Origin of the sequence: Pseudolactococcus reticulitermitis, assembly GCF_002260845.1 — a bacterium.
Taxonomy (GTDB): domain Bacteria; phylum Bacillota; class Bacilli; order Lactobacillales; family Streptococcaceae; genus Pseudolactococcus; species Pseudolactococcus reticulitermitis.
Window position 1 is genome coordinate 113,361 of the sequence record NZ_BEDT01000005.1, and the last position, 25,008, is coordinate 138,368.

Consider the following 25,008-nt stretch of genomic DNA (forward strand, 5'->3'; position numbering starts at 1 on the left):
GGTAGAAATATTTGTAAAATTTTGACAAATAACATAAAATGATAATAACATTTAGAAAGATAATGAGGTTTAATATGTCGGAAGAAATGAGCTTATTACCACTTGGAACAACTGTTAGCGTAAAAGAAAATGATAGCGTTTACATCATCATATCAAGAGGTTTTCAAAAACAAAAGGATGGTACGTTTTTAGCGGAGTATAGAGGGGTTCTCCACCCATTCGGAAAAACTGCAACTCACGAACCCATTATTATAGCTGAAAATTAAATAACAGAACTTCATCATTTTGGTTATGAAGATGAAAAAGATGAAATTTTTGCCAAGCAACAACTTGAAAAGGCGAGCAATCCATCACAGGAAATTGGAAATCAGGTCACTTCATCAAGTCTTAACCCTATTTCTCAAACAATTCAAGACGATGAAATGGAACCTGAATATCTTAAAGCCCCATTTTATAAACTTAGAAATGGGAAATAATCAATAAATATAGTAAGTATTGATTTCAAATAGGAAGAGGAAAAAATGACATTAATAGCGTTAATTGTTATGATTTTGGTAATAGGAAGTCCAATAGTATTTATGAGTTTTATAAGTTTAGAGTTACGTGCACGGCTTTCAACCAAAGAATATCTAGTCATTATATTTATTCTTTTCCTGTTAATTATAAATCTTATAGGAGCTTTTTATTACTATGACAATCTTTATAATGATACGGGAGGAGACTTCCAAGGGATTACTATATGGTTAGATGTACTTTTAATTATTTCTTTTATAATCTCACAAATTGTAGTTATCTCAAAAAATTCAAAGGATAAAGAAGATGTACAACAACTAGATTTTAAAAAAGTATTTATTTTTTCAATCGCTTTTTTATCATTGATAACATTTGCCAATGTTAGGGGTATTCAAGAACATCAAAAAAGTGAAATGTGGGGAATTATTTACCATGAGAAAGAAATTGTCAAGATGGTTACTGACAAATATCCTGATATTAAGAAACTAGAATTTGAAAAATTAAAGTATGTTCCAACAAACCCTTTTATGTCTGAGCCTAAAATCTCACTAATTGTTACTTTTACAGATAATACAATAAAAAAAATAAAATTTAATCCTAAAAATTTTGAGTATACTGATGATGTGGAAGAACTTTTAAAACATAATATTAACACAAATATTACAAAAGATATTGAAGTTAGATACTCAGATGAAAAGGTTAAAAAAGTGAAAATTAAATGAGTAAGCGAAGGAAGATAATTATAAGGATTGTCATTGGTTTATTGGTAGTTGTTGGAATTGTAGGAGGAAAAATGTATATGGCTAAACAAACGCATAATCAAAGAATAGCTGAAATGGCGAATAAATTGAGATACGAGGGGTTTGAAACAGAAATTGCGAAAAAATTAAAGGAAGAATTTCCTGATATTAAAGAAATCAGATTTGATGATACTGCAAAAAATAGGAAAATGGGATTTTATTGGTCAACATTTCAGATTATTGCAGATTGGACAGAAAATCAGCCTGAAAGTGAGAGACATTCAGTGATAAATTATAATAATATTCAAGATATACAAACGCATGTATATTCGATGATTTTGTCAAAATCTATGTATAAATATCAGGGGACAGGTAAAACAGTGACACCAGTATTAGTTACATATTCAACTGGTAAAAATAAGGAGGTTTAAAATGGCGACAGAACAAGAGCTTGTAGATTTGAACGGTATAGTTTATGGCGTTGACCATAATTATAAGGAATAGGAAAAATTGAATGAGTAAACGGAAGAAAATAATTATAAGGATTGTCATTGGTTTATTGGTAGTTGTCGGAATTATAGGAGGAAAAATGTATATGGCTAAACAAACGCATAATCAAAGAGTAGCTGAAATGGCGAATAAATTGAGATACGAGGGATTTGAAACAGAGATTGCGAAAAAATTAAAGGAAGAATTTCCTGATATTAAAGAAATCAGGTTTGAGGGTACAAGCAAAAATAGTAAAACTGGAAGTTACTGGTCCACATTCTATATTATAGCCGACTGGACTAAAGGACAACCAGAATCAGAATATTATTCAGATTTTACTGGGTACGGCTCTATTCAAGATATTCAAACTAGTGGTTATTCAATGGGTATAACAAAATTGATGGATAAATATGATGAAACGGGAAAGACGTTAAATTCAGTATTAGTCACGTATTCAACTGGAAAGAAAAAGGAAATTTAACATGGTAACAGATAAACAACTTAAAGAATTAAATGAACTGGTATACGGAGTTGACCATAATTATATAGAAAAAGGGAAACCTTTTGTAGATGTTGATGAAGGTTTTGAGAGAAAGATTGGAAATCAAAAATTTCAAGTTATTTCAACCTCCAACAATGATAAATCAGGAACTATCATTCTTCACGAGCCACAGCCTAATGGTGGTTATAAAGATGTTCCTTATACTGTAAAACCGAATGATGGCTTTTCAGGGATGGCAGTTGCCCCAATCAATAATGGTGTGGTTGATTATGGTAATGTGACAGTAATCGCTGCTGCCACAAACCCAACCTCTCCAAATGATTTAGGTGGTGCAGCTGCAGCTGTTCCAGGGTTATCTTTACAATATGATACCGCTGAACAATATCTATTAAAGCTAATGAAAGAACACCCTGACTGGCAGATTAACCAATTATCAGGTTATTCTCAAAGTGCTTATATGTTGAAAATAGGTGCTAAATATCACATTCCCACAACCGTTTTTCACGGTTGGTTTAACTATAATACTTTATCCAAGGAAGAACGGGATTATATGAACGCTCATATGGCGCAATATATTAACTATCGAGCGCATGAGGAGGAAGTCGGTGGTAAGCTCGTCGTCAGTCATGATGCTAAGAATACCGCTGGTTCTGTTTATTATATAGGTAACGCTAATAGTCATTTATTGACTTCTTTCAAATTTGATAAAGACGGCAACATCAAATTTAATATTGAGGATTCAAAAGGCGAGGATAAAATATCTAATTTACAAGGTAGTATCGCAAAAAGTTCAGGAGGGAAGAAGATTGCTTTACGGACTGAACTTATTGCCACAATTTCAGAGCACGCCAAAGACCTTGCCCAAGGCTATGAATCTGCCATAAAGGCCGAACTTGAGAAAGCTGAACTTGAGATTAAAACGATTGTTCAAGAAATCAATCAAGGTGCTTATGAGATTCAAAATTATTTGCAAGGTTGGGAAGTTGATAAGTTGATTCAAAATTATCAAGAATCTGATTTCTGGGATGATGGTCTTGAATCATCAATCAAACAAGAGGTTAAAAAATATAAAAATAGTCTCTATGACTTCTCAGATACGCTAACAGTAGTTTCAAGAAGAATAGCTGATTACGATAGTCAAGAAGGTGCTAGATTGTTTAAACAAGATATTACAGCTCGTGGAAAGGTAAGATAAGATGTATTCAGATGTTGAAGAGGCTTATATAGAATTACAAAAAGAAATGGAACGCCAAGCTATTCAAATGTTGTTGCAAGTCAAAACGCAACAAGTCCAAGAAATTAAACAGACTTTACAGAAAGAACTTGATGCGTTTGAAGAATCTATGTATCAGACAAGTCAAAGTGATTTACCTGCTGACTTGAAAGGGGCTTTGACAGGCAAAGCTTCAGAGGCTGCTAAGGAATTTTTGAAAAATATTAAGAAGTTAGAACTTACTTCGCCAGTAAAAGGATGTTAAAATTATGGAAGATAAACGTAGACAACGTGCGCTACTTGAAGAAAATTATGATGATGATAAACGAAAACTCAATCGTCAAAAAGAAGCCATTTTCGAAAAAGAAAATGAATTTAAACGAGAACGTTCTCGTTTAATGGAAAGAGTATATTCAATTATTCCTCAAAGTGCCCATGAATTACATATTTTAGACAATAGATTATATAAACTTCATGACGAGTTTTTAACAGAAACTAAAAGAGCTCATAGAAAACTTGAAGACGAAGAACGAGAATTAAATTCAAATTTCAATACAGCTTTAAATAATTTAATATAGGCATAGTAAAAGCAGAGCCTGAAACTCTGCTTTTTGTGTGTTTACAATTTACCGTTTAGCTGTTTTGGTTAAAGTTCTTTATTGAACCTTGGCAAATGGGTCAAACTATTTTTTTCATGGCGACATGCTGGATACCAGCGTCTAAAAACATCTCACCAAATGGCTCAAAGCCTAATTTTTCATAGAAAGGAATGGCTTGCATTTGGGCATGAAGCTCGACGAGCTTAAAATGCTGTTCCTGCAAAAAGTCTAGGACATGCACCATCAGATCATGAGCATATCCCTGACCTCTGTAAGGTTTGAGCGTCGCGACACGCTGGATTAAAGCCTGCTCACCATTTGCCGAAGGCAGGAGGCGCAAGGTTGAAACGGCGGTTTCGTTAGGGTCGTCGAGCAGCAAAACAAAGTGGATAGCGTAGGCCTCGTCTTTGTCGATTTCGAGGGAGAGCGGGACTTGCTGTTCCTTGACAAAGACGGTGTTGCGGATTTTGAGTGATTGGACGTAAACGTCGGATAAAGTGTCGCGGGTTTGCTTGATTTTCATGGGGCTCCTACTTATCTTGATATGACTTATTTCCTATGCTATTTGTGTCTTAATTTTTCTACTGCTTTATTGTATCATAAAGGCTAACTGAGTAGTTTGTTTTAATTTTGCATAAAAATTTCATATCATTAATTATATAACACAGACGAAGTTGAAAGCGTTTACATAGAAGAGGGTTAATGGTATAATATTTATAGATAAGGAGGTAGTGAGATGATACGGTTGAAAAAATTGTCTTTTTATAACTTTTTCCCTTTGTTTTCTATTGTCAGTCTATTCTTTATTAGATTTATAGAGCTAGACTATCCTACTAGAGAGGCGCAAATGTTCAGATGGTATTTATATTTTAATATGCTGTTTCCATCTTTCTATTTGTTTCTTGTAGCCTATCTAGTTCCTTTATTTATTTCATTAAAATGCGCCAAAAATGTTACTCGTATATTAAAGTTGTGCTGTTTTTTGCTTATCGTTGCTTATATTGTTGTTAGTTTATCTTTTTTCCTGATAAAAAAAGATCCTGATTTATTGCCACAAAAAATAGATATTATGATAGGGGTTTTAGGGGGAGTACTCTTGGGTGTCGCATCTACAAGTTCAGATGAATTAAGTTAGAAAAGAGGAATGTTATGAAAAAGGTCATAATGCTACTGCTTTCTTTGGTTTTGATAACAACTTTTACGATAAATATTCACGCTGAAGAAGCAACTAATTCTAAAAATACAATCTCACCACCAAAGTATTCAGTACAGATTACAAATACTGAAACTGGTGAGCAGAAACAAATCTTTGTAAATAAAAATGATGTTAAAGTTACCAAAAATGAAGTAACGCCAATTGAGGGAATGATTCAAGGTTACTCTGCATCTATTTATAATAATGATAAAGTTTACACTGAATATCTAGAAATTGAACTAGGAAAAGAGCTTGCCGAATCATTTGGCTTAAAAGTAACAAATGAGAGTGGTTCAGCTACAAAAGATAGTGATGTTAGAGTTACTGCAGGTTTGACATATTCGACTAATGCTAGTAATAATACAGTGAAAATCCATAATGCTTTTGGTTCAACTGTGAATAAAGGATACTATTACGTCCAAAAGAGAGCGTTTTATTGGCGTAATCCTGGGAGTGGGAATTTTTCTCATTTACTACCTTCTTCAGCATCATGGAACTATTCGGTAAGTGACTCGTGGGGGACATACAGTAGCTCTCTTCAACCTTATGCTATAACGGAGGCAACGGTCAGAGTATCAGGGATGGACGGAGAAAGAGTGATAAGTGTCACTTATTATTTATCAGCTTAACAAATTATGAGTTATCCCCTAAAATGTTTATTAATAATACACTCCCACATCTTTCTCAAGAAGTGGGAGTTTTTATATTTAGACTATAAAGAAAGTCAGTTATATCAATAGAAATGGTATAATGAGTTATTCAGTAAAAAATAGAAATACAAGGTGGACGCATGTTTAAAAGCTCGAAATTATTTTTTTGGACGATAGAGATACTAGCCGTTGTGGCTTTGATTTGGCTGATGACGCATATCAGTTTTGTCTTCAAGCCAATCACAACCTTGTTTTCAATGGTTTTCCTGCCCTTTATCATCGCGGGTTTCTTTTACTATGTCTGTAATCCACTTGTCTCATTTTTAGAGAGGAAATTCAAGCTCAAACGGATTTGGGGCATCGTACTCGTTTTCATCATCATCATCGGTGGTTTCGTCTTTACTGTGATGTCGCTGGTGCCAAGTATTATCACCCAATTGTCCGACTTGATTAATGCCTCGGGTAATATCTACCCTGAGTTGCAAAAATGGTTGGAGAAATTATCTGAGAACCCTGCTTTTAGCGAGATTGACTTCAAGGCCCTGCTTAATAAAGCCAATATCAGCTATATGGACATTCTGCAAAACCTCCTATCTGGCGTGACCCTCAGCGTGTCAAATGTCGTCGCAGTTGTCTCAAAAATTTTCATGGTCTTGGCTTTAGTGCCTGTCTTACTTTTCTACATGTTGAAAGACGGCAAGGATATGCTGCCGTTTTTGAAAAAAACAGTTTTAAAATCAGACCGACTGAATATCGTCGGGCTTTTAGATGATATGAATGGTACGATTTCTAAATTTATCAGTGGTGCAGCCATTGATTGTTTGTTTATTTTTGTGACGGTCTTTATCTCCTATATGATTATCGGCATCCCCTACGCTTTCTTGTTTGCAGCTTTTGCGGCAGTAACGAACCTCATTCCTTACATCGGCCCTTATATCGGTGTCATACCTGTTGTGCTGACAGTCGCTTTCACGCATCCCATCCAAGCGTTGATTGCTGTCTTGGTCGTGCTGACCTTGCAACAAATTGACGGGAGCATCATCTATCCGAAAGTCGTGGGTTCAGCCGTTGAAGTCCATCCTGTGACCATTATGGTACTCATGCTAGTGGTCGGCAGTCTCTATGGCCTTGTCGGCATGTTAATCGCGGTGCCATTTTATTCACTGGTCAAAGAAATCGTCAAATTTTCATGGCGGCTTTGGGAAAATCATAAAGCGGTGCGACTTGGTACGATTGAAAACAAGAAGTATGATATAATAGAGAAATAATGTCTTAACTTGCGATTTGCAAGTATTAGTGGCATTAGATACCGATACTAAAACTACATTGGAGGAACACAACTCATGCACCCTGACCCCGAAAGTCAGTCCTTAATATTTCAAATTGGTTTATTGGTCGTTTTGACCATCCTGAATGCCCTCTTTGCAGGTGCCGAAATGGCGCTAGTATCGACGAGCCGTGCGCGTGTCGAGCAAAGAGCAGAAGAAGGCGATAAGAAGTATCAACAATTGCTTGGTATTTTAAACCAACCAAGTAACTTTCTGTCAACGATTCAAATCGGGATTACCCTGATTAATATCTTGTCAGGGGCAAGTCTAGCTGATACTTTGGCGTCAAAACTTGCACCTGTTCTGGGCGGAACGGCGACAGCTAAGAACTTGGCGACAATCATCATTCTTGCCATTTTGACCTATGTATCGATTGTTTTTGGTGAGTTATATCCCAAACGTATCGCGCAAAATCTTAAAGAAACATATGCCTTAGCGGCGGTGACCCCCCTGAAAATTTTGGGAACCATCATGAGTCCTTTTGTTTGGTTACTCGCCACATCGACGAATATTCTCAGTAAATTGACACCGATGACTTTTGATGATGATTCTGAGAACATGACGCGTGATGAGATTGAATACATCCTAAATGCGGATAGTAGTGTCTTGGATGAAAATGAGCGTGAGATGTTGGCAGGCGTTTTCAGTTTGGATGAGCTGATGGCGCGTGAGATTATGGTGCCAAGAACGGATGCTTTCATGATTGATATCAACGAAGACATTCATGATAATATTGCAGATGTTCTCTCGCAAAACTACAGTAGAATTCCTGTTTATATCGATGATAAAGATAAGGTCGTTGGTGTTCTACACACTAAAACGTTACTGAAAAGCGCTTATGAAAAAGGATTTGACAACTTAGATTTACAGTCGATTTTACAGGAACCCCTCTTTGTGCCTGAGACGATTTTTGTCGATGACCTCTTGCGTGAACTTAAGAAAACGCAAAATCAAATGGCGATTTTGCTTAATGAATATGGTGGTGTTGAGGGGATTGTGACCCTTGAAGATCTCTTAGAGGAAATCGTTGGCGAAATTGAAGATGAGTCTGACGTTGCCGAGAAAGACATTTTCAAAATTAATGAGCATATCTTTATCGTTAAAGGTGGCTTGACGCTGAATGACTTCAACGAGTATTTCGATACCTACCTAGAATCAGATGATGTTGATACCATTGCCGGCTATTTCATGGCGGGGATTGGTGCTATTCCAGGCGAAAAAGAACAGATTGACTATGATGTTGTGACCGAGAAAGACAACTTGACTTTAACCAGTCTTGAAGTTGAGGGCACACGACTTGTCAAATTACGGGTCACTTTCCATGATCAAAAAGTTATTGAGACTGATGAGAAGGATAGTGAAGAGAAATAAGAACAGGGTGGGCGTCTGGGCAGACGCTCATTTTTTTATGTTTTAACATAATCGGAAGTGGCAAGATAGTATAACGATACGTGTATTATACTGATTATAACAAGTTGAGAAAAGGGAAATTTAATGCAGGAATTAAGTTACATGACGATTATTTTAGGCGCCAGTCTCATTGCCACGGTTATCTCTAGGCGGATTGGCGTTCCGGTCGTCGTCGGTCAGATTTTGATAGGCATTATTTTGACGCCCAGTATGTTGGGTGTTATCCATGGCACACATACCTTAGAAATTTTGGCAGAAATCGGCGTCATTTTATTGATGTTTTTGGCTGGGCTTGAAAGTGATTTTAGCTTGTTAAAAAAGCATCTGAAACCGAGTCTATTGATTGCGATTTTCAGTGTGCTAGTCCCGCTGTTTGTTTATGCTGGCATGACGACTTATATCGGCTATCAATTACCAGTAGCTATTTTTTATGGTCTTGTCTTTTCAGCAACCAGCGTGTCGATTACGGTTGAAGTTTTACAGGAGTATGGTAAGCTATCTTCTCGAGCAGGGGCAGTCATTTTAGGTGCAGCTGTTGTTGATGATATTTTGGCTGTGTTAGTCCTAAGTTTTTTTATGAGTTCGCAAGAAACTGGCGGAAATATTGGTTTGAAAATCGTCATGCAAGTTATCTTCTTAATCTTTCTCTACCTTGCCTTCAAATGGTTGGTCACTTTCATCTTCCGTTTTGTTAGCAAACTCAATATTTATGGGAAATATACGACTGTTAGTCTTTTGATTTGTTTTATTTTTTCACTTCTCGCTGATTCAGTGGGGATGAGTGCAGTGATTGGCGCATTTTTTGCAGGTTTGTCGATTGGTCAAACGGACATGGCTGAAAAAATTGAGGCTTCTATTACTAAGATTTCCTATGTCTTTTTCATTCCAATTTTCTTTGTGACAATCGCCCTGCCCATTAATTTTTCGAGCGTCTTTGAAAAGCCATTATTTTTAATTGTTTTAATCTCTCTGGCTGTTTTATCAAAATTTATCCCAAGTTACCTCGTTTCTCGCGGTTTCAAATTCTCTCAACAAGAAAGTCTATTGATTGGTAGTGGTATGGTTAGCCGTGGGGAAATGGCTTTAATTGTGGCTCAGATAGGTCTTTCAAGCAAGTTGATTGGCACAAGTGTTTATAGTGAGCTTGTTGTTGTGATTATTTTCTCGACGCTAATTGCACCATTTTTGATAAAAATGACGTTAGATAAAAGGTAATTTAGGCAGTAATTAAAGTTGGAAAACTCAAAAATAGTCTAGCAACTCAAATCTGAGCTGCTAGACTATTTTTGTTTGTATTGTGATGCGGAGAAAGGGATTTGAACCCTCACACCCGTACGGATACATGCACCTGAAGCATGCGCGTCTGCCATTCCGCCACCTCCGCTCGACTATTTTATTATATCAAAAAAATAGAAAAAATGTCGGAAAAACATAGGATATCATTTTCTATTTCCACAATGTGATAAGTTTTGGAAGTTTTTGGCAGAAAATGCTTGACAATGATTTGTTTTGCTTGTATAATGAACCTGTAAACGATTCCATATCATGCCAATAGAGTTGTTGTACTGAAATGCTAGGAGAATGGCTATGCTAAAAAATGCGAGAAAACAAAAAATTTTAGACCTTGTGACTCAAAAAGGTTATGTGACTTTGGAGCTGTTGGCACAAGCATTGGACACAAGTGAATCAACGGTCAGACGTGATTTGACAGAGTTGGATGCTAGCCAGCAACTCAAACGTGTTCATGGTGGTGCGGAAAGTTTGTTCAATCTACGCTATGAAGAAGGTGTGGCTGAAAAATCTGTCAAAAACGTGCAAGCCAAACAAATGATTGCCCAACGTGCAGTCAGCCACCTCGACAATGATGATGTTATTTTCATGGATGCCGGTACGACTGTCGCTATGATGACAGACTATCTCGCGGAGGCAGATAACCTCACCGTGGTCACAAATTCGGTACACACCGCATCGAACTTGATTGATAAAAAGATTAAGACGATTATCATCGGTGGTGCAGTTAAGCCAACGACAGAAGCTGTTACAGGTAATTTCGCCGTTCAGCAGTTGGTGACTTTTAACTTTAACAAGGCCTTCATCGGGGCGAATGGCGTTTCACGTGATGGTGGGATCACAACGGCAGATGAAGAAGAAGCAATGATTAAGCGTTTAGTTTTACAGCAAGCCAAAGAGAAATATATCTTAGCTGACAGCTCGAAACTCGGTCAAATCTATTTTGCAAAAATCGCAGAATTTGATGATAAGATTAACATGATTACGGAGGAAATTCATGATATACACAGTAACACTTAACCCCTCTATCGACTTTTTGGTGCGACTGCCGGAATTCAAGGTTGGTGAAGTGAATCGCATGACTAGCGACGATAAATTCCCAGGTGGTAAAGGCATCAATGTCTCCCGCATCTTAGCTCGCCTTGGCTCACACTCGACTGCTCTCGGGTTTCTTGGTGGTTTCACTGGTGCTTTTATCAAAGAAAAATTAGAAGCAGAAGCAATTCAAACAGATTTTGTCAAGATTGCATCAGACACGCGGATCAATGTCAAAATTAAATCAAGTATCGAAAGCGAGATCAATGGTGCAGGGCCGACAATCTCAGCAGCAGAACAGGATAGTTTCTTTGCTAAACTCGATGTTTTGACCGCTGAAGATATCGTTGTTCTAGCCGGTTCAGCACCTGCAAGTCTAGGGCAAGATTTCTACCTGGAGGTCATTAACAAAATCAAAGCGCAAGGGGCTGAGTTTGTCATTGACATTGAAGGGGATGTCTTGGTTAAATCTTTGGCAAACCGCCCCTTGGTTGTCAAACCTAATAACCATGAGCTAGGTGCTATCTACGGTGTCGAGTTCGACGGTGTAGATGATTTAATCCCATACGGGCATAAGCTTTTGGCTGATGGCGCCCAATACGCCATGATTTCGATGGCTGGCGACGGTGCGCTGTTATTTGCAGATGGTAAAACTTACTTTGCCAAGGCGATTAAAGGCACGGTTAAAAATTCTGTTGGCGCAGGCGACTCGATGATTGCTGGGTTTGTTGGAGAATTTGCCAAGTCACATGATGCGGTCAAAGCGTTCCGTCAAGGCGTTGCCTGTGGCACGGCGACAGCTTTCTCAGATGACTTGGCAGCAGCAGATTTTATCCAAGCAATCGCTGAGCAAGTGGTTATTGAAGAACTTTAATTCAGTTTATTTTATATTTAGAAAGGTTTTCTTATGAAAATTCAGGACTTATTGCAAAAAAATGCGATGATCTTATCGCTCAAGGCAACCAATAAAGCAGACGCCATTTCAGAAATGGTCCAAAAACTCGTTGACACAGGCTATGTCACTGACTTTGAAACGTTTAAATCCGGTATCTTGGCGCGTGAAGCATTGACGACGACTGGTCTTGGCGAGGGTATCGCCATGCCGCATAGCAAAAATGCGGCAGTTAAAGAAGCCGTCGTGTTATTTGCTAAGAAAGATGGTGGATTAGACTATGAATCATTAGATGGTCAACCGACTGATTTATTCTTTATGATTGCAGCACCGGATGGGGCGAACGACACGCATTTAGCGGCGCTTGCGGAGTTGTCTAAATATCTGATGAAAGATAGCTTTGCCGATTTGCTCCGCGCGACAACAACGCCTGAGCAAGTCTTGGCAACATTCGACGAAGCTGAAGCAGCAACAGTCGAAGCAGCGGTTACAGCGATTAACACTGGTGAAGATTTCGTCGTTGCGGTCACAGCTTGTACGACAGGGATTGCCCACACTTACATGGCTGAAGAAGCCCTTAAAAAACAAGCCAAAGTGCTTGGTGTGGCGATTAAGGTCGAAACAAATGGCGCGTCTGGTGTCGGTAACAAATTGACAGCAGACGATATCAAACAAGCCAAAGGTGTGATTATCGCAGCGGATAAGGCTGTCGAAATGGACCGTTTTGATGGCAAACCCTTGATTTTGAAACCCGTTGCGGCGGGCATTCGTGAACCAGAAAACTTGATTAAAGAAGCGCTTTCAGGCAACCTACCAACTTATAAAGCAACAGGTCAAGCCCAAGAAAACGCGACTGAGGAAAAACTCAGCATCGGGAAAGCTTTCTACAAACACTTGATGAGTGGGGTGTCAAGCATGCTCCCATTCGTTATCGGTGGCGGGATTGCGATCGCCATCGCCTTCCTCATCGACAACGCCATGGGTGTGCCCAAAGATCAGCTCAGCAACCTCGGTAGTTACCATGAGTTAGCGGCGATCTTCAAGCAACTCGGTGGCGCAGCTTTCGGCTTCATGCTCCCTATCCTCGCCGGTTATATCGCCTACTCCATCGCTGAAAAACCAGGTTTGGTGGCAGGTTTCGTTGCAGGTGCGATTGCGTCAAATGGTCTTGCCTTCGGTAAAGTCCCATTTGCCAGTGGTGGTGAGCAGACCTTAGCTCTGTCTGGTGTACCGTCTGGTTTTCTAGGCGCGCTTGTCGGCGGTTTTCTTGCCGGTGGTGTCATCATCGTTCTTAAAAAAGGCTTCGCCAATGTCCCACGGTCATTGAGTGGTATTGTTTCCATCTTAGTTTACCCAGTTTTGGGTGTGTTAATCACTGGTTTTCTCATGCTCTTTGTCAATATTCCAATGGCAGCTATCAACAGCGGTCTAACTGGCTTCTTGAACAGCTTATCAGGTGCCAATGCCATCTTGCTTGGTGCACTACTTGGTGGTATGATGGCTATTGATATGGGTGGTCCATTTAACAAAACAGCTTATGTTTTCGGGACAGGCACACTTGCAGCGACTGTCGCATCTGGTGGCTCAGTCGTCATGGCAGCAGTGATGGCAGGTGGGATGGTGCCACCACTCGCAGTCTTTGTGGCAACACTTCTATTTAAAGACAAATTTACCAAAGAAGAACAAAACTCAGGTTTGACAAATATCGTCATGGGACTCTCCTTCATCACCGAAGGGGCGATTCCATTCGGTGCCGCTGACCCCGCTCGTGCGATTCCATCATTTATCCTCGGTTCTGCTGTCACAGGTGGTCTCGTTGGCGCGCTCGGTATCAAACTCATGGCGCCACACGGTGGTATCTTCGTGATTGCCTTGACAAGCAATCCTGTGATGTATCTAGTAGCAGTTGCTATTGGTGCAGTGATTTCAGGTCTTGTCTTTGGTGCCTTGCGTAAAGCGAAATAAGTTTCAAACTCATCTAAGTTTTTATCACGAAAAGAACGTCTGTTGTAGGCGTTCTTTTTGTTTAAAATTTAAAATGCCCAAACATAAGAAATGATTAGATTTTAATTAACGAATGAATTGTTTTTAAATGAATAATATGGTAAAATTTAAACATAGAATAAGTTTATTTATATAAATTGATAACTAAACTATATAATAAAAAAAGTTATATAAGATGCGCTAGAAGGAGAAAAAACACATGCTAATTTCAAACAACAAAACAAATGTTTTTTCTCCTATGCTTTCAGTTATCACTAGATCGCTGTTGGCGTTTATTTGTGATGCGCAAGCGGAACAAATAAATGTCAACAGTCAACAGTCAACAGTGAAAATGTAGCTGTTGTTCTTTCAGCTACGCTGAATCATTTTGATTCGTCTTAAAAACAATTCAAAATTATATAGAAAGAGTGACGATTATGTCTTATAAAAACAGGTCTAAAATTAGACAAAAATTAGTCTCTATCTTCCTTGGTTTAAGCTTGGTGTTTAATGTCTTTGCGCCATTAACAGCAGTTTTTGCAGAAGATATTGCACCTCCGACAGTCCCAGTGAGTAGCTGGCACCTCTTGAATTCAAAAAATGAAGTGGTTTCTGAAGAAAATCCTGTCAAAGTCGAGGAAGCTTATGCGCTACAAGCAGAAGTTCATTTACAGGCTTTAGAAGGGTTAAAACTCACAGCAGGTGATTTGTATCAACTTGCTCTGCCTGAAAATTCTGAGATAGGTACTTGGTCAGGTCAACAAGAAACACCAAAAGACTTAGTGAACAAGCTCGGTAAAGTTGTCGGAAGTTTCACGATTCAAAATCAAGTCATTTTGTTGAGTTTAAATGAAACAGTGACTGGTCTTGATGAAGTTGATGTCGTCATTCAAACTGATGCCGTTTTAACAACGGATGTTGAAAAAAATCTGACCCAGGCGGTTCAAGTAGGCGATAGTTCACAAAATATTGCTTTTATTGCGGCGACGTCGTACCCAGAACCAACGCCAGAACTTAAACCAGCAACCAAAGCCAAACTAATGCCTCGGGCATTATCAATTGATTATTCGAGTCAAGTCGTCGTTAACGATTGGGAAATTTTAGATAGTTCAGGTATTCCTCTTTCTATAACGAACCAAGGGACAAGAGGTCAAGTCTATCAGCTGAAATTTAACTGGACCTTAACACCATTAAGTGGTACTTTGAACGAAGGGGACACATTTTCGTTTAATCGTCCCGTTAGTACACCGGGTGGTAATTGGGGTGCTACGAATTATGCTTGGACGAACTTTACCGATTCTTTAGGGACAGTTTTAGGTCAATGGCGAATTCAAAGTAATAAAATCGAAGTAGTCATAGGTGTTAACGTGACAGGACAACAGAGTATTTCTGCTGAATTCATCTCTGGTGCGAATGCCTTTTCAGCAGCTTGTGCCCCCCAAGGTGGTGACACGATTGTGTCCTTTGGTGGGATAGATAAAGTAATTAATTTCAAGAATAGTTCATCGTTATCAGCTTTAGGTGCCAGTGATGGAAAATACTTGAGGTCAACTTCAAATACGACGGCAACCTGGAATTTTAGTATTGGTAATAAAGAGTTAAGGCGATTAGGGGAAAGCTTTGGTACGGCATATGATATTCAAAGCAGTGTTTATATTGAAGATGTTCTCAATGGAATTCCGACTGAGTTTTCATTAGAGAATAGGGTATATCTTCCAACTGATTTGTCTACAGGTGTTCTATCTGGTGCAGCTGGTGCTCTTCATACGATACCTACGACTAAAATAACTCAGAACTCAGGGGAATCTTACGCGGATTTTAAGAATAGGTTAGGTGTTTATCAATACGGTTTTTATAAAGATGCTTTTGACCAATACACTTTAGTAGTTTATCTAGGGGATATGGGAAGTGATGGTATAAGATATTCTGATTTGGATGCCAATTTCTTGAACACAGCAGTTAACAATGCGATTAACAATGGCTCTTATCTTGAGTCAGACCGCGATACGTTGAAAGATTTCATGACGAAGACCTATGGTAATGAAAATGTCATTGGAGGGAAAGTAGCTTTCTATATGGGGTTTGTTACTGAAACCTATCCCCAAGTTGCTACAACTACAACCATCAAAAACACCGCTAAAATCACCAAGAGTGGTATTTCAAAGGATTATTCAGCTACTGGGCAACTTCAAGTTCCGTCAGGTTCAGGAGAGACTATTTCTTCAGGTTCAGTGGGTGTTTATCTAGCTGATACCGACACCAATTTACCACTTGCTGGCACCTTTAAACTCCAAAAACAAGACGGTGCTAATTGGGTAGATTATAATGGCAATGGCAGTGGTCCATGGACAACTGATGCTGCTAATTATGGTTTTGTTAATGCGGGTTCAGTGGGCGACGGTACTTACCGCTTCGTCCAAATTGCTGCCCCAAGTACTGAATATGACTTAGAACATTCACCAGGCTATGTTGCTGGTGTTGGGGTTTTATCGGCTCCATTTACTATTACCTCTGAAGATACAGCAGGCAAGACGGTGAATGTCCAGAACACCAAATATAAATTCAATGTCATCTATGCCCCAGGCACACAAGGCGATTTCACGGCTAACACGCACACTAGCCGTGTTATTAACAGTATGACACCAGCTTTCTCTGGCGCTATGGGTACGGATGGCATGACACCAAAAGGTAAAACGGGCTATACTTTCACAGGTTGGGATCCAGTTGTTACCGATTATGTCACTGAGACTGTGACTTATACTGCTCAGTGGGCACCAATCGTTTATGCCATTAACTATGAACCAGACGGTGGTGCAAATCCTATAAGTAATCCAATAAACTATACGTACGGCGTCGGTGTGACCAGCTTTGCGCCTGCGACAGGTAAAATAGGCTATACCTTTGCAGGTTGGTACGATGTGCCAACAGGTGGAAATCCAGTCACAGAAATCTCAAAAACAGCGACAGGCAATAAAACGCTCTACGCGCGTTGGACAGCTAACAAGTATGACATCATCTACCATTTAGCTGGAGGCGACAATGCCAATGCTAACCCTGAAAACTATACTTACGATGTCGGTGTAGCAAGCTTTGAAGCTGCGACGAAGACAGGATACCACTTCCTTGGCTGGTATGATGCCGCTGAAGGTGGTAATCTGATTACTAATATCCCATCAACAGCGACAGGCACGAAATACCTTTATGCCCATTGGAATTACACCATCACCTATGAACTAGATGGTGGTGTAAATGGGACGAACCCAACCCATTATGAGTTTGGTACAGGTGTCACAAGCTTTGAAAATGCGACGAAGACAGGTCATACTTTCTTAGGTTGGTATGATAAAGCAAGTGGTGGCAACAAAGTCGCAAGTATTTCAGCGACTGAAAAAGAGGATAAAATCCTCTATGCCCACTGGCGTGTTGATGATTATGCGATTAACTATGAGTTAGATGGCGGTGAAAACGATCCTGCAAATCCAGATCAGTACACTTACGGTATTGGTGTCTCTAACCTTGAACCAGCAATGAAAGACGGCTATATCTTCCTCGGCTGGTTTGATGAAAATGACCAAGAAGTGACGGCTATTTCCGATACAGCGATGGGCACCCAAACGTTGTATGCACATTTCAAAGGAGACCAAGCACGCATTGAAGCGCATTCGATTGAGCGGACGATCAAAGCCAACACGACTTACACTTGGAATCACACCCATCATGCGCCAGTGCTTTATGATGAAGATGGTGGTGTAGTCGAATACGCAGAGCTTTGGGCGATTATCGACGGTAAAGTTTACAGTGAGACTGACTTTGAAGAATTGCCGGTAGGTGTCTACAAGGTCACCTTCACGAATAGGAATCCAAACCTGAGATTTAATCGTTATAGCCGTTTATTGAGCGCATTGGATAAAGAAGTGACGACAGAAACAACTGTGACGATTCTTGAAGCACCTGAAGTACCAGCACCAGTCACAGTTCGTTATGTAGACCAAAATGGTAAAGAGATTAAAACTGCAACAGTTTACACGGGTAAAAATGGTGACGTGATTTCAAGCTCTGCGCCAATGATTGACGGGTACGAGTTGATTTCCCTTAGTGATAAAATCAATGCGGTTATCACCGATCAAGCCCAAACTTTCAGCTTTGTCTATAAACGAACTAATGCTACGCAGCCAGACCAACAAGGCAAAACTGGTCAACAGTTGCCAGCAACAGGTCAAACCTTACCAACGACAGGTCAACAGTTGCCTAAAACAGGTGACACACAAAATGTGTTTAATCTCATGCTTGGGTTCATTTTAGTTGCCTTGGTCAGTTTCCTATCTTGGTTAAAACTTGGCAAGAGATTTGCGAAAGAAATAGACTAGCAAGTGAAATTGTCTCAAATCTCAAAGACAGCTTTTCAAACTTGAAAGGCTGTTTTTTCATGTGGTTGATTGTAGGAGCAGTAAAAAAGTTTTACACAATCTGTAAAAAATAATTGCACGAGCAGTAAAAAGTAATTACAGGAGCTGTAGCAAAACATTACACTAGCAGTAGCGAAAAATTGTATTAGCTACAGTAGAAATTTGTATGAGCTACAGCAAAAACCTGAGGACAAATAACTTGTCCTCAGGTTTTCATTTTATTTCATCGTTGGGAATAACAGCACATCCCGGATAGATTGGGCGCCGGTTAAGAGCATGACCAGACGGTCAATCCCGATACCAAGGCCACCAGTTGGTGGCATGCCGTATTCTAGAGATTCAACGAAGTCGTAGTCAACGCCGGTCGCCTCATCATCACCGTTTGCCGCATCGCTCGCTTGTTTTTCAAAACGTTCCAGCTGGTCAATCGGGTCATTCAACTCGGTAAAGGCATTACCAAACTCACGACCCACGATAAAGAGTTCGAAACGGTCAGTGAAACGACCGTCCTCAGGATTTTTCTTAGCTAGAGGTGAGATGTCCACCGGATGGCCATAGACGAATGTCGGTTGAATTAAAGTCGCTTCGACATATTTTTCGAAAAATTCATTGACAATATGACCCCAGCGGAAGTGAGGCTCAATCTTGATGTCATGCGCTTCAGCGACTTTAACTGCTTCGTCGAAATCAACGATGTCAAAGAAGTTGACGCCTGTTTTTTCGTTGATGGCATCAACCATGTGGATGCGTTTGAAGTTATCCGCGAGGTTGATGGTTTGCCCTTCGTAATCGACCACATCTTTGCCAACAGCTGCTTTGGCAACGTGTTGGATGAGACCCTCGGTCAAGTCCATGACATCAGTGTAATCTGTGTAGGCGGTGTAGACCTCTAACATGGTAAACTCGGGATTATGCGTCGTATCCATGCCTTCGTTACGGAAAACACGGCCGATTTCATACACTTTTTCCATGCCACCGACGATGAGGCGTTTCAAATGGAGTTCGAGGGCGATGCGGAGGACCATGTCAATATCTTGTGCGTTATGGTGCGTGATGAAAGGTTTGGCCGCAGCACCGCCAGCCTCGTTATGCAGCACCGGCGTCTCAACTTCGAGGTAGTCTTGGCTGTCAAGGTAGCGACGGACTTCTGAGATGATTTTGCTACGTGTCACGAAACGCTCAAAACTTTCGCGGTTAGAAATCAAGTCAAGGTAGCGTTTGCGATACTTGGTTTCAGTATCTGTCAAACCGTGGTATTTTTCAGGCAATGGTCGCAGAGATTTAGAAAGGAAAGTAATCTTATCAGCTTTGATTGACAACTCGCCCATATCTGTCCGCATGACTTCGCCTTCTACGCCGTAGAAATCACCGAGGTCAGCGTGTTTGAAGATATCGTAGGCTTCGTCCCCGACATTATCCTTGCGGACATAAATTTGAATTTGACCTTCGCGGTCTTGAATGTGGGCGAAAGCAACTTTCCCTTTCCCGCGTTTGGTCATAATCCGCCCAGCAATCGTAGCGCGTTCAGCCAATTCATGCAAGTCTTCTTTAGATTTGTCTGCGTATTTAGCATTTAAAGTTGCTGAGTTAGCATCACGCTCAAAACGTTTACCAAATGGGTCAAGTCCAGCTTCGCGAAGTGTTTCTAATTTTTCGCGACGTACCAGCATTTGGTCGTTTAATGCTACTGTATTGTCATCAGTCATTGTTTTCTCCCATTTAAAAGTTCATTGCTTTTATTTTATCATATTATAGTAGATTTGTGTAGTTGGTGGTGCGAAACAACATGATTTTTAATCCTAAAAAGATAGATAGCGCTTAGTGTTCTATCTATCTTTAGTTTTTGGCTGGGTTCAGCCTAATATTTCTCCAAAAAGGCGCCGACTTTAGCATAGTAGCCAGCCTTATCCGTCTCAAGCGCTTCAGCATGTTTAGCGCCCTTGACGATGAATTTTTCGCGGGGGCCTTTTGTTGCCGCATAGTTTTGATTCACCATTGCCGTCGGCACAAAATCATCGGCAGCGCCGTGGATAAAGAGGACGGGCAGTTTGTTGTGGGCGAGCGCCTTGACAGAACTTGCGGCATCCTCGCCATAGGCAAAGCCTGCGCGGATTTTAGAGAGTGCCGACACCTCATAAAGCAGCGGGAAGGCTGGCAGGTTATACATGTCTTTGGCTTGGAAGGTCAGCTCGTCCCAGACTGAACTGTAGCCACAGTCCTCGATGATGTTGACGACGTTTTTGGGCAAATCTTGACCCGACGCCATCATCACAGTGGCTGCGCCCATAGAAAGGCCAAAGTAGGTAATCTCAGACTTAGGGTTAGTCTTAATCAGCTGATTTGTCCATTTGATGAGGTCGTACTTGTCCGTCACCCCATAGCCAATCAAGGTGCCGTCAGATGCCCCATGTGCGCGGTTGTCAGGCATGAGGATGTTATAGCCAAGCTTGTGAAAAAGCATGCCATAGGCTGTCATTTCTTCCTTTTTACTGTTGAAGCCATGCACGACGATAACTGTTTTATCGGTTGGTTTTTCAGCAGGGACATACCAAGCCTTGAGCGTCAGACCGTCATTTTTCAAAGACAAAGTTTCTTTATCTAATTTCAGAAAATCTTGTTCATCCTGATAAACGGGAGACGATTTGGGTGTTGGCGCATTGCTAAGGAAGGGTTTATCCCCCCGAACCTGTGCGACATGGAAGAAGTAGAAGCTAGCCCCGATTGAAGCGATGGCTAGGAAAGCGATGAGACCTGCGATTATTTTAAAGCCTGTTTTTAATTTTATCATGCTTATATTGTAACAAAAAGTGGGATACTCGTCTTGTTTCTAGACTGGTTTGTGATTGGGAAAACGTGCTTGTAGTTGTTTTTAGATGTTATCCATGGTATATTTTGGACACTCATGCAAACTTTTGGTCATTCGTGGTATATTTTGGGTCGTTTATGACATCTGGAAATTTTTTTAAAAAATTTGATGTATACTATAAGTAGTGATAACCATCATGTAGGATAGATTTAGAATTCTAAATTTGATAAGCGCTTTTTAGGTGACAGAAAACAGAAGATTGAAAATTCCGAACCCTTAAAATATTGAGGGTTAAAAGTGGAAAAATTATGATAGAATTTAGCTATGAAGATAAGACGTTATCTTTAACAAGTAGCGAATGCTAAATATTTAGGAGACATGCCATGTATTTTGTAACAGAAATCGATAGTGATTTGTATCTAGGACGTGAACTACTTTTTTCAAAAGAAAAACAAGTTTACTTTGAAAGAGTTGAAGCTAAACTCAATCAAGAGTTTACTCATGTAAAGGCAGTAAAGCTGTCTGAATTGTATGAAGATTTGAAAGATGAAAACACTACTGAGAAAATTATCCTTTCAAAATATGCAAAAGCTTATCAACATGCTATTCAAACAAGATATCCCAACGCGGATGTAAAAAATTATGAGGAGTGAACCTATGGACAAAATTTTTGCACAATATGAAGAACTGAACGATGCTGAACTTTCTGCTGTAAAAGGTGGCGGCTATCGCTATGATGCAGTTGGTCGAATTTTAGCACCGTTGGTCAACTTTGCAGGTCAAGTGTTTAACGCTGCAACAGGAAATTAAAAAATAGAGAGAGGCTACTTGCTCTCTTATTTTTATTATGAGAGGTTTTTATGTATAAAAATTGGTTAACTGAAGATATTGAATCTATGGCATCATCTATCAATTATTTAGAGATACTAGAAATTGCTAAAAAAATTGACTTGAAAAATGCTTTTAAAGAGAGTTATGAAACACTCTCAAAGAGAGAATATTTTGAGAAGTTAAATTTAAGATATCAAGATTTTTTAGCAAATAATACAATCGGAATTGCAATGCTTGTTAAAAATCAGGAAAAGCGAATATATTCTGCTATATCCAATCTTTTAGAGTTGTGTGATGAGTTTGTCATTGTTGACACTGGTTCAACAGATAAAACAGTTGAGCAAATCAAGAAAATAGAATCAGATAAATTGCAGCTTTTTTCAAAAGAGTGGGTTGAAGATTTTTCGGTGATGAGAAATTTTGTTATTTCTAAGGTAAAAACTGACTGGATTTTTTTTGTAGATTCTGATGAAATATTGTTTGAAAATGTTGATAAAAATAGATTAAGAAATACAGCTGCTTTACTAGCGTCTCTCAGTGATGAAAGTGTTGCAATTCAGTTTAAAATAAAAAGACCAAATCAAAGTAGCTTTACACTTGCAGAAAGAGGGCTTCGAAAAGGCACAACGCATTATGTTAATAAAATCCATGAGGAGTTGTATGATACTAAAATAATGAAAGTTAGAATTGACTTTCTTCTTGAAAATCAAGGTGCGCTCACTGAAGAAATCGAAAAATTTAATAAAACTGAACGTTACAATAACTTAGTTAATGAAGAACTAGAGAAATCCACTAGTAATATAAAGATGTTGCTAAATTTTCCTTTTCCTCAGGGAGATGAAATCGAGAGTGAGCGATATTTTAAACTTGTAAATCGCGTCATATTAAAAAAAGAAAAGCAAGGTTGGAAAAAACATAATTTTCAGTTAACTGATGATTTTCATACACTGACTCAGAAATATATCATGCTGCTTTTAAGTCTTGGTCGAATAGATGAACTGATTGATAAAACAGCGATATTATTGAGGTTATTTTCTGATAATTATTTCATGCTTTCGATGAATAATTTAGGGAAAATTTTAAAGCAACATCAAAAGCAACAAAAGCAATTTGAACTATTTTTAGAACAGTATGCTGAGATTAACAACGAAACATCCTTTGAAACAACGCTGATGTCTAAAGACTATGCGTCTGCCATCACGGTTAAATATTTGTTTAGCTTAGGCGATTATAAAAATGCCGCTCAGTTATCTTTAGAAATAACGGATCAAGCGGCATTGGAATTGATTCAAAACGAGTCTAAATTTCTTAAAATGATTGATTTAAGTGATGAAGAATTATGTAAAATAAAAGGGGGCAATATTTCAAAAAAAATAAAACTGGAGCGCCAAGCGTTGAATCTCACCCAAGAGTGTCTAGCTCAAAAATTATTTGTTTCGCCACCTGTCATAGCAAATTGGGAGCATGAACGAAGTTATCCTAATATTCAACAAATTTTAGCACTGTCAGAATGTTTTGGCAAATCAACAGATTATCTGTTAAAGGATTGAGATATCAATTTTAAATGATATAAATAGTTGTTTAGTATTTGCCAATAAATTGCTTAGTTGTATACCCTTTTGGGTATTTTTTTTGAAGTGGCGCTCGATAAGACAAAGTTGACAAGCAGTGAGGAAACAATTTTAGCCAAAGTTGCTATGCTGACAGTTGCCAGCGTTGTTTACGAAAAGGAAAATGATATGGCATGGTTGTTGGAACAACTGAATTTTAGGAAAGAAAAGTAACGAATAGCACTTAAATTTGGTATGATTATCAACTAAAGTGCAAAAATATACAGAAAACCACTTGACAATCGTATTTTTATTCAGTAAAATGTATATATAATCAAAAAACAAAGAAAATTGAGGATTGATAAACATGGCAAAAGAAAAAATTGTGCTCGCTTATTCAGGCGGTTTAGATACGTCAGTTGCCATCAAATGGCTCGTTGACGAGGGCTATGATGTCGTCGCGGCTTGTTTGGACGTTGGCGAAGGCAAAGACCTTGATTTCATCAAAGAAAAAGCCTTGACCGTTGGGGCTAGCGAGTCCTACGTGATCAATGCCAAAGAAGATTTCACCCATAACTATGTCGGTTACGCCATCAAAGGTAACCTCATGTATGAGCAAAAATATCCCCTCGTTTCAGCCTTGTCTCGTCCATTGATCTCAAAAGCCTTGGTTGACGTGGCGCGGGAAACAGGTGCAGCCGGCATTGCTCACGGCTGTACGGGTAAAGGAAACGACCAAGTTCGTTTTGAAGTGGCGATTCATTCGCTTGCGCCTGACTTGAAAGTGTTAGCGCCTGTTCGGGAATGGAAGTGGTCGCGTGAGGCTGAAATCGAATATGCTAAAAAGAATGGCATTCCAGTACCTGCGGATCTTGACAATCCGTATTCGATTGACATGAACCTCTGGGGCCGTGCGATTGAAGCGGGGATTCTCGAAAATCCATGGAACGAATGTCCAGAAGACGCCTTCTTTATGACAACGTCTATCGAAAATGCACCAGATGCAGCTGAATTCATCGAACTGACCTTTGAAAAAGGCATTCCAGTTGCGCTCAATGGGCAAGCATTACCCTTGTACCAACTCATCAATGATGTCAATGTGATTGCCGGCAAACACGGCATCGGTCGGATTGACCACGTAGAAAATCGTCTGGTCGGGATTAAATCACGTGAAATCTATGAGTGTCCAGGGGCGACAGTCATTCTGAAAGCGCATAAAGACATCGAAGATATTACTTTTGTTCGTGAAGTGTCGCATTTCAAACCAGTTATCGAAAACGAACTTTCAAACACGATTTACAATGGGCTCTGGTTCAATCCAGCAACGGATGCGCTTAAAGCCTACATCGACAGTACACAAGAAGTTGTCAATGGGACCGTGAAAGTGAAACTTTACAAAGGCAATGCCATCTGTATCGGCCGGAAGTCACCTAACTCACTTTATGATGAGAACTTGGCGACTTACACATCAGCTGACGAATTTGATCAAGATGCAGCGGTTGGTTTCATCAAACTTTGGGGTCTGCCATCACAAGTCAACGCCCAAGTTTGGGATAAAATCGAACAAGAAAAATAA

Annotated in this window: 24 protein-coding genes and 1 tRNA gene; 21 read left to right on the forward strand and 4 right to left on the reverse strand. The window is 39.5% G+C overall.

The window, feature by feature from the left end:
* The first annotated feature begins 74 nt into the window (after nucleotides 1-74).
* The 7 genes from RsY01_RS09325 (at nucleotide 75) to RsY01_RS09355 (ending at nucleotide 4,035) form a co-directional block, all read left to right on the forward strand.
* On the forward strand, nucleotides 75-266 hold the full coding sequence (locus RsY01_RS09325; RefSeq protein WP_157905812.1) for a DUF4176 domain-containing protein: 192 nt from the start codon (nucleotides 75-77) through the stop codon (nucleotides 264-266).
* A 255-nt stretch (nucleotides 267-521) separates the two neighbouring features.
* A complete protein-coding gene (locus tag RsY01_RS09330; RefSeq protein ID WP_094785271.1) occupies nucleotides 522-1,235 on the forward strand; it encodes a hypothetical protein in 714 nt (237 codons plus the stop codon).
* 77 nt (nucleotides 1,236-1,312) lie between these two features.
* Nucleotides 1,313-1,684, forward strand: coding sequence for a hypothetical protein (locus tag RsY01_RS09335; protein ID WP_133063209.1), 372 nt, complete (start codon nucleotides 1,313-1,315; stop codon nucleotides 1,682-1,684).
* An 83-nt stretch (nucleotides 1,685-1,767) separates the two neighbouring features.
* The gene (locus tag RsY01_RS09340; protein WP_094785273.1) at nucleotides 1,768-2,223 is read left to right on the forward strand and encodes a hypothetical protein; all 456 of its coding nucleotides are present in this window, start codon (nucleotides 1,768-1,770) and stop codon (nucleotides 2,221-2,223) included.
* A gap of 1 nt (nucleotide 2,224) precedes the next feature.
* A complete protein-coding gene (locus RsY01_RS11035; protein WP_174655198.1) occupies nucleotides 2,225-3,439 on the forward strand; it encodes a hypothetical protein in 1,215 nt (404 codons plus the stop codon).
* 1 nt (nucleotide 3,440) lies between these two features.
* Nucleotides 3,441-3,722 (forward strand): hypothetical protein, encoded by a 282-nt coding sequence (locus tag RsY01_RS09350; protein ID WP_094785274.1) that lies wholly within the window; start codon nucleotides 3,441-3,443, stop codon nucleotides 3,720-3,722.
* 4 nt (nucleotides 3,723-3,726) lie between these two features.
* Nucleotides 3,727-4,035, forward strand: coding sequence for a hypothetical protein (locus tag RsY01_RS09355; protein ID WP_094785275.1), 309 nt, complete (start codon nucleotides 3,727-3,729; stop codon nucleotides 4,033-4,035).
* Nucleotides 4,036-4,135: 100 nt separating this feature from the next.
* On the opposite strand, the gene RsY01_RS09360 is transcribed toward RsY01_RS09355, so the two are convergent.
* The gene (locus tag RsY01_RS09360) at nucleotides 4,136-4,579 is read right to left on the reverse strand and encodes a GNAT family N-acetyltransferase (protein ID WP_094785276.1); all 444 of its coding nucleotides are present in this window, start codon (nucleotides 4,577-4,579) and stop codon (nucleotides 4,136-4,138) included.
* Nucleotides 4,580-4,792: 213 nt separating this feature from the next.
* On the opposite strand from RsY01_RS09360, the gene RsY01_RS09365 reads away from it, so the two are divergent.
* The 5 genes from RsY01_RS09365 to RsY01_RS09385 all read left to right on the forward strand — a co-directional run bounded on the left by RsY01_RS09365 (nucleotide 4,793) and on the right by RsY01_RS09385 (nucleotide 9,854).
* The gene (locus tag RsY01_RS09365) at nucleotides 4,793-5,191 is read left to right on the forward strand and encodes a hypothetical protein (RefSeq protein ID WP_094785277.1); all 399 of its coding nucleotides are present in this window, start codon (nucleotides 4,793-4,795) and stop codon (nucleotides 5,189-5,191) included.
* A gap of 14 nt (nucleotides 5,192-5,205) precedes the next feature.
* Nucleotides 5,206-5,880 carry a hypothetical protein gene (locus tag RsY01_RS09370; RefSeq protein ID WP_094785278.1) on the forward strand — a complete coding sequence of 225 codons (675 nt, stop codon included), beginning with the start codon at nucleotides 5,206-5,208 and terminating at the stop codon, nucleotides 5,878-5,880.
* Between the two features lie 161 nt (nucleotides 5,881-6,041).
* Nucleotides 6,042-7,169 (forward strand): AI-2E family transporter, encoded by a 1,128-nt coding sequence (locus RsY01_RS09375; protein ID WP_094785279.1) that lies wholly within the window; start codon nucleotides 6,042-6,044, stop codon nucleotides 7,167-7,169.
* 75 nt (nucleotides 7,170-7,244) lie between these two features.
* The gene (locus RsY01_RS09380; RefSeq protein WP_094785280.1) at nucleotides 7,245-8,600 is read left to right on the forward strand and encodes a hemolysin family protein; all 1,356 of its coding nucleotides are present in this window, start codon (nucleotides 7,245-7,247) and stop codon (nucleotides 8,598-8,600) included.
* Nucleotides 8,601-8,723: 123 nt separating this feature from the next.
* The gene (locus RsY01_RS09385) at nucleotides 8,724-9,854 is read left to right on the forward strand and encodes a cation:proton antiporter (RefSeq protein WP_094785281.1); all 1,131 of its coding nucleotides are present in this window, start codon (nucleotides 8,724-8,726) and stop codon (nucleotides 9,852-9,854) included.
* A gap of 86 nt (nucleotides 9,855-9,940) precedes the next feature.
* On the opposite strand, the gene RsY01_RS09390 is transcribed toward RsY01_RS09385, so the two are convergent.
* A tRNA-Leu gene (locus RsY01_RS09390) sits at nucleotides 9,941-10,023 on the reverse strand.
* A 203-nt stretch (nucleotides 10,024-10,226) separates the two neighbouring features.
* On the opposite strand from RsY01_RS09390, the gene RsY01_RS09395 reads away from it, so the two are divergent.
* The 4 genes from RsY01_RS09395 to RsY01_RS09410 all read left to right on the forward strand — a co-directional run bounded on the left by RsY01_RS09395 (nucleotide 10,227) and on the right by RsY01_RS09410 (nucleotide 18,206).
* A complete protein-coding gene (locus RsY01_RS09395; RefSeq protein WP_094785282.1) occupies nucleotides 10,227-10,949 on the forward strand; it encodes a DeoR/GlpR family DNA-binding transcription regulator in 723 nt (240 codons plus the stop codon).
* Entirely contained in the window at nucleotides 10,927-11,838 is a 912-nt protein-coding gene (gene pfkB / locus RsY01_RS09400) for a 1-phosphofructokinase (protein WP_094785283.1), read from the forward strand. The genes RsY01_RS09395 and pfkB overlap by 23 nt, the downstream gene beginning before the upstream one ends.
* Nucleotides 11,839-11,871: 33 nt before the next feature.
* Nucleotides 11,872-13,821, forward strand: coding sequence for a PTS fructose transporter subunit IIABC (locus RsY01_RS09405; protein ID WP_094785284.1), 1,950 nt, complete (start codon nucleotides 11,872-11,874; stop codon nucleotides 13,819-13,821).
* A gap of 455 nt (nucleotides 13,822-14,276) precedes the next feature.
* Nucleotides 14,277-18,206, forward strand: coding sequence for an InlB B-repeat-containing protein (locus RsY01_RS09410; RefSeq protein ID WP_094785285.1), 3,930 nt, complete (start codon nucleotides 14,277-14,279; stop codon nucleotides 18,204-18,206).
* A gap of 257 nt (nucleotides 18,207-18,463) precedes the next feature.
* Here the strand turns inward: RsY01_RS09410 and lysS are convergent, their stop codons facing one another.
* Together lysS and RsY01_RS09420 are read right to left on the reverse strand one after the other, a co-directional pair.
* Complete coding sequence (gene lysS, locus RsY01_RS09415) at nucleotides 18,464-19,951, reverse strand: lysine--tRNA ligase (RefSeq protein ID WP_094785286.1); 1,488 nt, start codon at nucleotides 19,949-19,951, stop codon at nucleotides 18,464-18,466.
* Between the two features lie 152 nt (nucleotides 19,952-20,103).
* Entirely contained in the window at nucleotides 20,104-21,033 is a 930-nt protein-coding gene (locus RsY01_RS09420; protein ID WP_094785287.1) for an alpha/beta hydrolase, read from the reverse strand.
* 401 nt (nucleotides 21,034-21,434) lie between these two features.
* On the opposite strand from RsY01_RS09420, the gene RsY01_RS09425 reads away from it, so the two are divergent.
* The 5 genes from RsY01_RS09425 to RsY01_RS09435 all read left to right on the forward strand — a co-directional run bounded on the left by RsY01_RS09425 (nucleotide 21,435) and on the right by RsY01_RS09435 (nucleotide 25,008).
* Nucleotides 21,435-21,704, forward strand: a complete 270-nt coding sequence (locus RsY01_RS09425) for a hypothetical protein (RefSeq protein ID WP_094785288.1) — start codon at nucleotides 21,435-21,437, stop codon at nucleotides 21,702-21,704.
* A gap of 4 nt (nucleotides 21,705-21,708) precedes the next feature.
* Nucleotides 21,709-21,861: a bacteriocin gene (locus tag RsY01_RS10855; protein ID WP_133063210.1), complete on the forward strand. Its 153-nt coding sequence runs from the start codon at nucleotides 21,709-21,711 to the stop codon at nucleotides 21,859-21,861.
* A 50-nt stretch (nucleotides 21,862-21,911) separates the two neighbouring features.
* On the forward strand, nucleotides 21,912-23,432 hold the full coding sequence (locus RsY01_RS09430; protein WP_094785289.1) for a glycosyltransferase: 1,521 nt from the start codon (nucleotides 21,912-21,914) through the stop codon (nucleotides 23,430-23,432).
* A gap of 69 nt (nucleotides 23,433-23,501) precedes the next feature.
* Nucleotides 23,502-23,666, forward strand: a complete 165-nt coding sequence (locus tag RsY01_RS10950) for a hypothetical protein (RefSeq protein ID WP_157905813.1) — start codon at nucleotides 23,502-23,504, stop codon at nucleotides 23,664-23,666.
* Nucleotides 23,667-23,799: 133 nt separating this feature from the next.
* Nucleotides 23,800-25,008: an argininosuccinate synthase gene (locus tag RsY01_RS09435; protein ID WP_094785290.1), complete on the forward strand. Its 1,209-nt coding sequence runs from the start codon at nucleotides 23,800-23,802 to the stop codon at nucleotides 25,006-25,008.

Bases quoted from the DNA above. Each gene is read 5' to 3' on its own strand.
- RsY01_RS09325 (WP_157905812.1), top strand. From the start codon at position 75: ATGTCGGAAGAAATGAGCTTATTACCACTTGGAACAACTGTTAGCGTA.
- RsY01_RS09330 (WP_094785271.1), top strand. From the start codon at position 522: ATGACATTAATAGCGTTAATTGTTATGATTTTGGTAATAGGAAGTCCA.
- RsY01_RS09335 (WP_133063209.1), top strand. From the start codon at position 1,313: ATGGCTAAACAAACGCATAATCAAAGAATAGCTGAAATGGCGAATAAA.
- RsY01_RS09340 (WP_094785273.1), top strand. From the start codon at position 1,768: ATGAGTAAACGGAAGAAAATAATTATAAGGATTGTCATTGGTTTATTG.
- RsY01_RS11035 (WP_174655198.1), top strand. From the start codon at position 2,225: ATGGTAACAGATAAACAACTTAAAGAATTAAATGAACTGGTATACGGA.
- RsY01_RS09350 (WP_094785274.1), top strand. From the start codon at position 3,441: ATGTATTCAGATGTTGAAGAGGCTTATATAGAATTACAAAAAGAAATG.
- RsY01_RS09355 (WP_094785275.1), top strand. From the start codon at position 3,727: ATGGAAGATAAACGTAGACAACGTGCGCTACTTGAAGAAAATTATGAT.
- RsY01_RS09360 (WP_094785276.1), bottom strand. From the start codon at position 4,579: ATGAAAATCAAGCAAACCCGCGACACTTTATCCGACGTTTACGTCCAA.
- RsY01_RS09365 (WP_094785277.1), top strand. From the start codon at position 4,793: ATGATACGGTTGAAAAAATTGTCTTTTTATAACTTTTTCCCTTTGTTT.
- RsY01_RS09370 (WP_094785278.1), top strand. From the start codon at position 5,206: ATGAAAAAGGTCATAATGCTACTGCTTTCTTTGGTTTTGATAACAACT.
- RsY01_RS09375 (WP_094785279.1), top strand. From the start codon at position 6,042: ATGTTTAAAAGCTCGAAATTATTTTTTTGGACGATAGAGATACTAGCC.
- RsY01_RS09380 (WP_094785280.1), top strand. From the start codon at position 7,245: ATGCACCCTGACCCCGAAAGTCAGTCCTTAATATTTCAAATTGGTTTA.
- RsY01_RS09385 (WP_094785281.1), top strand. From the start codon at position 8,724: ATGCAGGAATTAAGTTACATGACGATTATTTTAGGCGCCAGTCTCATT.
- RsY01_RS09395 (WP_094785282.1), top strand. From the start codon at position 10,227: ATGCTAAAAAATGCGAGAAAACAAAAAATTTTAGACCTTGTGACTCAA.
- pfkB (WP_094785283.1), top strand. From the start codon at position 10,927: ATGATATACACAGTAACACTTAACCCCTCTATCGACTTTTTGGTGCGA.
- RsY01_RS09405 (WP_094785284.1), top strand. From the start codon at position 11,872: ATGAAAATTCAGGACTTATTGCAAAAAAATGCGATGATCTTATCGCTC.
- RsY01_RS09410 (WP_094785285.1), top strand. From the start codon at position 14,277: ATGTCTTATAAAAACAGGTCTAAAATTAGACAAAAATTAGTCTCTATC.
- lysS (WP_094785286.1), bottom strand. From the start codon at position 19,951: ATGACTGATGACAATACAGTAGCATTAAACGACCAAATGCTGGTACGT.
- RsY01_RS09420 (WP_094785287.1), bottom strand. From the start codon at position 21,033: ATGATAAAATTAAAAACAGGCTTTAAAATAATCGCAGGTCTCATCGCT.
- RsY01_RS09425 (WP_094785288.1), top strand. From the start codon at position 21,435: ATGTATTTTGTAACAGAAATCGATAGTGATTTGTATCTAGGACGTGAA.
- RsY01_RS10855 (WP_133063210.1), top strand. From the start codon at position 21,709: ATGGACAAAATTTTTGCACAATATGAAGAACTGAACGATGCTGAACTT.
- RsY01_RS09430 (WP_094785289.1), top strand. From the start codon at position 21,912: ATGTATAAAAATTGGTTAACTGAAGATATTGAATCTATGGCATCATCT.
- RsY01_RS09435 (WP_094785290.1), top strand. From the start codon at position 23,800: ATGGCAAAAGAAAAAATTGTGCTCGCTTATTCAGGCGGTTTAGATACG.